General features: G+C 59.4%; 10 protein-coding genes. 2 read left to right on the top strand and 8 right to left on the bottom strand.

Annotated elements, in window-relative coordinates; genetic code table 11:
• Positions 1–451: 451 nt before the first annotated feature.
• From rpoS to ispF, 7 genes are all read right to left on the bottom strand, one after another.
• Positions 452–1450: an RNA polymerase sigma factor RpoS gene (gene rpoS / locus PSTU_RS0118030; RefSeq protein WP_019342417.1), complete on the bottom strand. Its 999-nt coding sequence runs from the start codon at positions 1448–1450 to the stop codon at positions 452–454.
• 99 nt (positions 1451–1549) lie between these two features.
• Positions 1550–2386 (bottom strand): peptidoglycan DD-metalloendopeptidase family protein, encoded by an 837-nt coding sequence (locus PSTU_RS0118025; RefSeq protein ID WP_019342416.1) that lies wholly within the window; start codon positions 2384–2386, stop codon positions 1550–1552.
• 29 nt (positions 2387–2415) lie between these two features.
• Positions 2416–3351, bottom strand: coding sequence for a DUF368 domain-containing protein (locus PSTU_RS0118020; protein WP_019342415.1), 936 nt, complete (start codon positions 3349–3351; stop codon positions 2416–2418).
• 17 nt (positions 3352–3368) lie between these two features.
• The gene (locus PSTU_RS0118015; RefSeq protein WP_029404859.1) at positions 3369–4004 is read right to left on the bottom strand and encodes a protein-L-isoaspartate(D-aspartate) O-methyltransferase; all 636 of its coding nucleotides are present in this window, start codon (positions 4002–4004) and stop codon (positions 3369–3371) included.
• Between the two features lie 38 nt (positions 4005–4042).
• Positions 4043–4792 (bottom strand): 5'/3'-nucleotidase SurE, encoded by a 750-nt coding sequence (gene surE, locus PSTU_RS0118010; RefSeq protein WP_019342413.1) that lies wholly within the window; start codon positions 4790–4792, stop codon positions 4043–4045.
• Positions 4792–5832: a tRNA pseudouridine(13) synthase TruD gene (gene truD / locus PSTU_RS0118005; RefSeq protein WP_019342412.1), complete on the bottom strand. Its 1041-nt coding sequence runs from the start codon at positions 5830–5832 to the stop codon at positions 4792–4794. Before truD ends, surE begins: the two co-directional genes overlap by 1 nt.
• Positions 5829–6302 (bottom strand): 2-C-methyl-D-erythritol 2,4-cyclodiphosphate synthase, encoded by a 474-nt coding sequence (gene ispF, locus PSTU_RS0118000; protein ID WP_019342411.1) that lies wholly within the window; start codon positions 6300–6302, stop codon positions 5829–5831. The genes truD and ispF overlap by 4 nt, the downstream gene beginning before the upstream one ends.
• Before the next feature lie 182 nt (positions 6303–6484).
• Between ispF and PSTU_RS0117995 the strand changes: the two genes are divergently transcribed.
• Together PSTU_RS0117995 and PSTU_RS0117990 are read left to right on the top strand one after the other, a co-directional pair.
• Positions 6485–6787: an ArsR/SmtB family transcription factor gene (locus PSTU_RS0117995; RefSeq protein WP_019342410.1), complete on the top strand. Its 303-nt coding sequence runs from the start codon at positions 6485–6487 to the stop codon at positions 6785–6787.
• A gap of 38 nt (positions 6788–6825) precedes the next feature.
• Entirely contained in the window at positions 6826–7875 is a 1050-nt protein-coding gene (locus tag PSTU_RS0117990; RefSeq protein ID WP_019342409.1) for an alkene reductase, read from the top strand.
• Positions 7876–8059: 184 nt separating this feature from the next.
• On the opposite strand, the gene fghA is transcribed toward PSTU_RS0117990, so the two are convergent.
• On the bottom strand, positions 8060–8621 hold a 562-nt coding region (gene fghA, locus PSTU_RS0117985; protein ID WP_019342408.1), incomplete at its 5' end, for an S-formylglutathione hydrolase.

Genomic DNA, 8621 nt, shown 5'->3' with positions numbered 1-8621 from the left:
CGGGGGTTAACCCCCGCCCGCCTCCTTCCATACTTCCCTTTTTTTCCTACTCATCGTCCTGATGAAACCGCCTCCAGCGGTTGATCCTGCCTGACATCCTTGCCGGCTGTGCTTGTCCCTGAGCACAGTTGCGATATTAGGCCTTTGAGCGACAACGGCAACTGCGAAAAATGCATGATGGCAACCAGGCCATCATTCAATAAAATTTAATTTACCAGCAAAAACAGATAGTTAGATCGACGCTTTTTCAAAGATGGCGAACTACTCGGACGACTTTGCTGTCTTTGCTTACAAGGCTTGTAAGCAAATACCTACATGATGAATCGTCTAGGCAGAACTCATAACAACCTGGAGTTAATCCTGCTTCTCACGAAAGCCACTCAACTAAATGCATCCGCATAACGGAGACAGAATCGTGCCCCTATCCCGCAAAGGTAAGGGGCACCGAGGCCTAGCGGAATAGCGACTCACTCGAGAGGCCGTTACGCTCCAGAATCTCACGTAGGCGCTTGAGTGCTTCCACCTGAATCTGCCGAACCCGCTCCCGCGTCAGGCCAATTTCCTGCCCAACCTCTTCGAGCGTGCAGCTTTCATGGCCACGCAGACCAAAGCGTCGAATAACCACTTCCCGCTGTTTCTCAGTCAAGTCCGATAGCCACTGATCGATGCTCTCGGATAGATCGTCGTCAAGCAAGAGCTCACACGGATCGCTCGGCCGGTCATCGGTTAGCGTATCGAGCAAGGTCTTGTCGGTGTCCGGCCCTAGCGAGACGTCAACAGAGGTCACCCGCTCATTCAGCCCCAGCATCCGCTTGACCTCGGCAACCGGCTTTTCAAGCAGATTGGCGATTTCTTCGGGACTGGGCTCATGATCAAGCTTCTGAGTCAGCTCGCGTGCAGCACGCAGGTATACGTTCAGCTCCTTGACCACATGAATGGGCAAACGAATGGTCCGGGTCTGATTCATGATCGCCCGCTCGATCGTCTGCCGGATCCACCAGGTGGCGTAGGTCGAAAAGCGGAAGCCACGCTCTGGGTCGAACTTCTCAACCGCGCGAATGAGCCCGAGATTTCCCTCCTCCACCAGATCAAGCAAGGACAGGCCGCGATTGACGTAGCGTCGTGCGATTTTCACGACCAACCGCAGGTTGCTCTCGATCATGCGCTTGCGCCCCGCCGGATCACCCTTCTGCGCGAGACGCGCAAAGTGCACTTCCTGTTCGGGTGTCAGCAGGGGGGAAAAACCGATTTCGTTGAGGTAGAGCTGGGTGGCGTCGAGCGCGCGCGTGTAATCGATGAATTTGTGTTGCTTGACCGTTGCGGTCTTGGACTTGGTGCCAACCGAACCGACGCGGGAGATCTCGGTGATCGGATCTGCGCCCGAGGACGGTTCCATGAGTAGAACAGCATCGTCTACGTCAAACTCCGGCACTTCTTTTTTGAGAGCCATTATTGTTTTCCTGTTCTGAGTTCGACAACAGGCCTGGGCGGCACACGTTCCCTGGCATCGCTCAAGCCCCTCCTAGTGCCGGAACAGGTTTGGATCAAATCATCGCTTTGGCAGGTATTGCAGCGGATCTACAGGTTTGCCTTGGCGGCGAATCTCAAAGTGCAGTTTCACCCGGTCGGTTCCAGTCGATCCCATCTCGGCAATGGTCTGTCCAGCTTTGACTTGTTGCCCCTCCTGAACCAGCAGCCTGCGGTTGTGGCCGTAGGCACTTACATAGGTATCGCTGTGCTTGATGATCACAAGTTCGCCGTAACCCCGTAAACCACTGCCGGCGTACACAACAGCCCCATCAGAAGCAGCTAAAACAGGCTGTCCTAATTCCCCGGCGATATCAATGCCTTTATTCAAACTTCCGTTTGAGGAAAATCGGCCGATCACGGTCCCCCCTGCAGGCCAGGCCCAACCACTGGCAGAACGGGTTACCGTCTTGATTGAAGTGCTCGGCGCAGGAGGCTTGGCGGCCGGTACGGTCGGCCGCGTCAAGGGAGGCGGCGTTGGCACCGGATTAGTGACGATGGTCGGCGTGCTGGAGACCGGGGGTGGCGGTGGAGTTGCCGAACGAGCGGCGCGAGGTACCTGGCCGCTGAACCTAATCGTCTGCCCCGGATAGATCACATGCGGCGGGCGGATATTGTTTACCCGCGCCAGATCACGCCAGTCCCACCCGAAGCGAAAAGCAATCGACCAGAGCGTGTCGCCGCGTTGAACGGTGTAGCGACCGCTGGTAACACGGTCCCGGCTGTTGCGATCGACGACGCTCACGCCGCCAGACGGCGAGCTGGTGCACCCGATCAATAACGACCCCGCCAACAAGGCGATAAGCGCGCCACGGATTGATGAACTGCGTATCCACCGCGTGCTGGCTGTCAGCTTCAATACCCGCTCCCTATGATCGACAAGTCGGTTCAGACGCTTTGCGCGACTGGCTGGTGACGGCCGGCAAACCACTCCAGCCCAAGCACCAGAGCGATACCGGCGACTGCAAGAAGAATCGCCAGCAGAAGCTGCGGATCCTGCCCAGTCAGATCACCATAGGCACCCGGCAGCAGGTTCTGCTCCAGCAAGGGAACGGGCTCACCGTGCGAATTGGTGCGCCAGGTCAGCGTCTCTTTCCAGGGCCAGACCTTGTTCAGCGAACCGAGCATCAGCCCGGTAAGGAACGCCAGGGTGAGGTCGCGCCAGCGACGCAAAACCCAGCTCAAAACACGTGCAAAGCTCAACAAGCCAACCAGACAGCCTGCGGCGAAGGTCAGCATGACGCCCAGGTCCAGTGCTTTGACTGCGCCCAGTACCACGGGATACAGGCCGAGCAGCACCAAAATGAAGCTACCGGATATTCCCGGCAGGATCATGGCGCAAATCGCAATGGCGCCGGCAAAGAACAGGCTGACACTGCTGGCGCTCCACTGCACCGGCGCCGCAACCGTAATCCAGTAGGCAAAGCCGATGCCCAGACACAGGCTGACCAATCGCGACAGGTTGCGACGCTGGATCTCTTTACTGACCAAATGTACGGAAACCAGGATCAAGCCAAAGAAAAAGGACCACACCGGGATCGGGTGATGCTCAAGCAGATAGGTAATCAATTTCGCCAGGCTAAGTACGCTGGTCAGAATTCCAGCGAACAGCACCAGCAGAAAGGTGGCGTTGGCAATGCGCCATGCTTCTGCGATTCGCCCCCTCAACAGAGCCGGGATGGCATTCGGCACCGAGCCGATGGAGCGCAGCAATTCATCGTAGATTCCGGTTATGAATGCCACGGTCCCGCCCGATACGCCAGGCACCACATCAGCTGCTCCCATCGCCATGCCTTTGAGGTACAACAGCAACGCGTTTTTCATGCTTCCATCCGCTGTGATCAAACTACAGGTCCATTGAGCAGCGGCACGAAGCGCACGGTATCCAGCAGGTGGCGGGAAAAACCGTCTTCCTCTCGAATGATCAGCATCAATTGCTGGACTTCGCCAACCCCGACCGGAATCACCAGCCGCCCGCCGGGGGCCAGTTGATCGAGCAGAGCCTGGGGCACGTCGGCTGCCGCCGCGGTAACGATGATGCCGTTGTAAGGAGCCAACGCAGGCCAGCCCTCCCAGCCATCACCCCAGCGAAAGACCACGTTACGCAACTTGAGTTCGACCAGGCGCTCTTTGGCGCGGTCTTGTAGTGCCTGGATACGCTCTACCGAAAACACCCGTTCAACCAGCTGCGCCAGCACAGCAGTCTGATATCCGGAACCCGTACCGATCTCCAACACCTTGTCCAGCGGGCCGTCAGCCAGCAACAGCTCGCTCATACGCGCCACCATGAAGGGTTGCGAGATGGTCTGGTTGTGGCCGATAGGCAGAGCCGTGTCTTCATAGGCGCGATGAGACAATGCCTCATCGACGAACAGATGTCGGGGCGTGCGCCGAATCACCTCAAGCACGCGAGGGTCTGACAGTCCTTCTTCGTAAAGCCGCTGGATCAGTCGGTCACGGGTGCGTTGTGAGGTCATCCCCGTGCCATGGCGCAGCAGGTCATCGGATCCGCGGTTCACAACACGCCCTCCAGCCAACTTTCGAGGCCTTCAAAGGCTTCATGAAAGGTACGGTCCAACTGCAATGGCGTAATCGAGACGTAGCCCTGCATAACCGCATGAAAATCAGTGCCTGGCCCGCCGTCTTCGACATCACCAGCTACCGAGATCCAGTAACCGTCCTTACCACGCGGATTAGCCTGCTTCACTGGCGGCTTGGCCCTGCTGCGATGGCCCAGGCGGGTCAGTTGAATCCCGCGGATATGATCCAGCGGCAGGTTGGGCACGTTGACGCTCAATACCGTACGCGGCGGTAGCTCAAGCGAGGCCTGATGCTCAACCAGCTTGCGTGCGACATAGGCAGCCGTCGGGAGATTATCGGTCAGCCGTGACACCAGCGAAAAAGCGAACGCGGGCTTGCCGGTGAATCGACCTTCGATGGCTGCAGCAACGGTACCGGAATACAGCACATCGTCGCCGAGATTGGCGCCCAGATTAATACCGGAAACCACCATATCGGGCGCGTGTTCAAGCAGGCCGTTGATGCCCAGGTGGACACAATCGGTAGGCGTCCCGTTCACACCGATAAAACCATTCGGCATGGTCGTGGGATGAAGCGGGCGATCCAGGGTCAGCGCACTGCTGGCGCCGCTCATGTCCTGGATTGGGGCAACCACCCTGCACTCGGCATAATCCGCCAGCGCGTCATAAAGCGCGGCGAGCCCGGGTGCATACACCCCGTCGTCGTTGGCAATCAGAATACGCATCAGATGTCCGTCTGCCCTGCCAGGCTGACCAGTTCGCGCACCACAGCAGTGGCAAAGCATCCGGTCGGCAGGACGAATTCAAGTTGCAGAATGTCAGGCTCGGGATAATGCCACGACAAGCCGCCTATGGGGAGGCGAAGAATGCGCCGTTCATGCTTCATTCCGGCATCTGCGAGCCACTTGGCGATTGACGGCTCCGCTATGGCAATCTGCATCTCCAGCGCATGTACATCGCCTGACGTTGGCGATTCGCCAGCGCCCAACAAGGGGCCGGTCGGATGCAGATCCAGCATGGCCAGCCTCGGGTCGCTGCATTCGGCTTCGCCTGCCGGAAAGAAGCTGCGGCTATCGGTGAATGCCAGCAGATCACCGACTTGTGCCTGATTCCAACTACCCGCGGCCACTCGCTCGGCCAACAGCTGATTGAACAGGTAGCTACGCCCGGCGGATAACAGGCGCGAGCGAAGATTGCGCTGTACGGGAAATTCCTGCCGATCCGCATACTCGCGGGCGCCGTGGACGTTTCCTCCCTGGTAACCAAAGCGCTGCAGGCCGAAATAGTTGGGCACACCCTCGGTCTTGATTCGCTCGAGACGCGTATCGAGTTCGGCGTGATCGGCCTGTAGTTCCGTCAGACGCAGGGTAAAACCATTGGCTGAATGGGCGCCGCGTTGCAGTTTTCGCTGATGCCGGCCGCTCTGGAGAATAGTCAGGGTTTCGTCTTCGGCCTTGGCCAGTTCCGGATCGGCCTTGCCCGGTAGATGCAGGCTGAACCATTGGCGGGTCAACGCCTGACGATCCTTCAAGCCGGCGTAGCTGATGTTGCGCACCGGAACGCCAGCAGCCCGCGCGAGGCGTCGCGCAGCCTCCTCGGTATTGAGGTTGCGCTTCTCCACCCAGAGCCACAGATGTTCACCTGCACCAGACAAGGGGATGTCCAACACCTCGTCGACCTGGAAGTCCTCCGCCACAGCCTTGAGCACGGCGGAGCCACAGGCCCGTCCGTGCGCCCTTGGGCCGAGTAACTGATCCTCGGTCATGCGCCGACCAGCAACGCGACGGCATGCACGGCAATGCCTTCTTCACGTCCGGTGAAACCAAGTTTTTCGGTGGTGGTGGCCTTGACGTTGACCTGATCCAGATCGACTTGCAGATCTTCGGCGATCAGGCTGCGCATCGACTCGATATGCGGAGCCATCTTCGGCGCCTGGGCGACGATGGTGGCGTCGACGTTGCCGACCTTCCAGCCCTTGCTCTGCACCTGCTTGAGCACGTGGCGCAGTAAAACGCGGCTATCGGCGCCTTTGAACGCCGGATCGGTGTCAGGGAAGTGCTTGCCGATATCGCCAAGCGCCGCCGCGCCGAGCAAGGCGTCGCTGAGCGCGTGCAGCAGCACATCGCCGTCCGAATGCGCGAGCAGGCCGAACCTGTGAGGAATCCGCACCCCGCCGAGGGTGACGAAATCGCCCTCACCGAAACGATGCACGTCATAGCCGTGGCCGATTCGCATAGTCATAGCCCTCGAAAAGTTCAGCCCGCGATTCTACAGGACAGCAGCAGCCATTGAAGTCGCAGCGGTAAGAAGCCTGCAGATCGATAGTGACGATAACCATCATCAACCGAATCGATCTCATATCGTTTTTCAGCGATATATAGTTCGCTCCATCGCGATATACCGAACCGGATAACAGCATGCCCGACGAACTGGACGACATCCTCAAGGCAATTGCCCACCCTTTGCGGCGGGAAATTCTGGGCTGGTTGAAAGAACCGCAGCGTTACTTCTCCGAGCAGCACCATTCGCTCGAGAACGGGGTCTGCGCCGGGCAGATCGACCAGCGCGCCGGGCTATCGCAATCCACGGTTTCGGCTCATCTGGCAACACTGCAGCGAGCGGGACTGATCACCAACCGCAAGGTCGGCCAGTGGCATTTTTTCAAACGCAATGAACCGGCTATCGAAGCCTTCGTAGCCCGTCTTGGCCGTGAACTCTGAACTTCGCAGCCCTCACCGTGTAAAGGAGCAGCATCGCTATGCCTACACTTTTCGACCCGATCAAGATTGGCGAACTGGAACTGGCCAACCGCATCATCATGGCACCGCTAACCCGTTGCCGCGCCGAGCCTGGCCGCGTGCCCGGTGACCTGATCGCCGAGTACTACGCCCAGCGGGCCGATGCCGGCCTGATCATCAGCGAAGCCACCTCGGTCACGCCGATGGGCGTCGGCTACCCGGACACCCCCGGCATCTGGTCCGCCGAGCAGGTACAGGGCTGGAGAAAGGTAACCGATGCGGTCCACGCCAAGGGCGGCAAGATCGTCCTGCAGCTCTGGCACGTTGGCCGGATTTCCGATCCGATCTACCTCGACGGCCAGCTTCCGGTTGCACCGAGCGCTATCAAGCCCGCCGGGCACGTCAGCCTGGTTCGCCCGATGAAAGATTACGAAACCCCACGCGCTCTGGAGACCGAAGAAATCGCCGGCATCGTCGAGGCTTACCGCAAGGGGGCTGAAAATGCGCGGGAAGCAGGTTTCGACGGCGTTGAAATTCACGGTGCCAATGGCTACCTGCTTGACCAGTTCCTGCAGGACAGCACCAACCAGCGCACCGATCAGTACGGCGGATCACTGGAAAACCGTGCACGTCTCCTGCTGGAAGTCACGGACGCTGCGGTTGGAGTCTGGGGCGCTGGCCGCGTGGGTGTGCACCTGGCGCCACGAGCCGACACTCACGACATGGGCGACTCCAATCGTGCGCAAACCTTCGGTCATGTCGCACGTGAGCTGGGCAAGCGTGGCATCGCCTTTATCTGCACCCGTGAGAAAGCCGGCGAGGACAGCCTCGGCCCGCAACTGAAAGATATCTTCGGCGGCGTCTACATCGCCAACGAGCGCTTCACCAAGGAACAGGCCAACGCCTGGCTGGAAGCAGGCAAAGCCGACGCGGTTGCATTCGGTATTCCGTACATCGCCAACCCAGACCTGGTCGGGCGCCTACGCCAGGACGCCCCGCTCAACGAGCCGCGTCCCGAGCTGTTCTACGCCAAGGGCGCCGAGGGCTACACCGATTATCCATCGCTCTAGCTCCTTGCGATGGAAGGCCCGACCGGGTAACCGGTCGGGCCTTTTTTCTTGCAGCGAACCGCACCTTTTGGGGGTTGCTAGCCGCTAGGGTGGTATCTGAAACACCTGCGGCGGCCGCTTCGCGAGCAAGCTCGCTCCCACGAGGCGTGAGCGCGGTCGGCACGAGCGTCAAACGCAGCAGATTTCAACCGTTCAACGCCCGCGCATGATGGCGCAGGTGATCGTCGATAAAGCTGGCAATAAAGTAGTAGCTATGGTCATAGCCCGGCTGGATGCGCAGCGTTAGCGGATGTCGCGCCGCCTTTGCGGCAACCTCGAGAGCATCGGGCTTGAGCTGATTGGCCATGAAATCATCACGATCCCCTTGGTCGACCAGTATCGGCAACTTCTCCTGCGCCTTGGCAATCAGGGCACAGGCATCCCAATCACGCCAGCGTGAGCGGTCTTCCCCAAGGTAATTGGAAAACGCCTTTTCGCCCCACGGGCAATCGGCCGGGTTGGCAATCGGCGCGAAAGCCGATAGCGACTGATACCGCCCGGGGTTCCTCAACGCGCAAACCAGCGCACCGTGCCCCCCCATGGAATGCCCGCTGATGCCGCGCTTGTCCGAAGCCGGAAAGTTCGTCTCGATCAGCACCGGCAATTCATCGACCACATAATCGTGCATGCGGTAATGCTGAGCCCAGGGCTCCTGGGTCGCGTTCAGGTAGAAACCCGCACCAAGACCGAAGTCATAGGCGGCGTCC

Source organism: Stutzerimonas stutzeri SDM-LAC, assembly GCF_000235745.1.
GTDB classification, from domain to species: Bacteria; Pseudomonadota; Gammaproteobacteria; order Pseudomonadales; family Pseudomonadaceae; genus Stutzerimonas; species Stutzerimonas stutzeri_H.
Note: the sequence above shows the minus strand (reverse complement) of the source record. Positions and strands in the feature narration are given on the sequence as shown.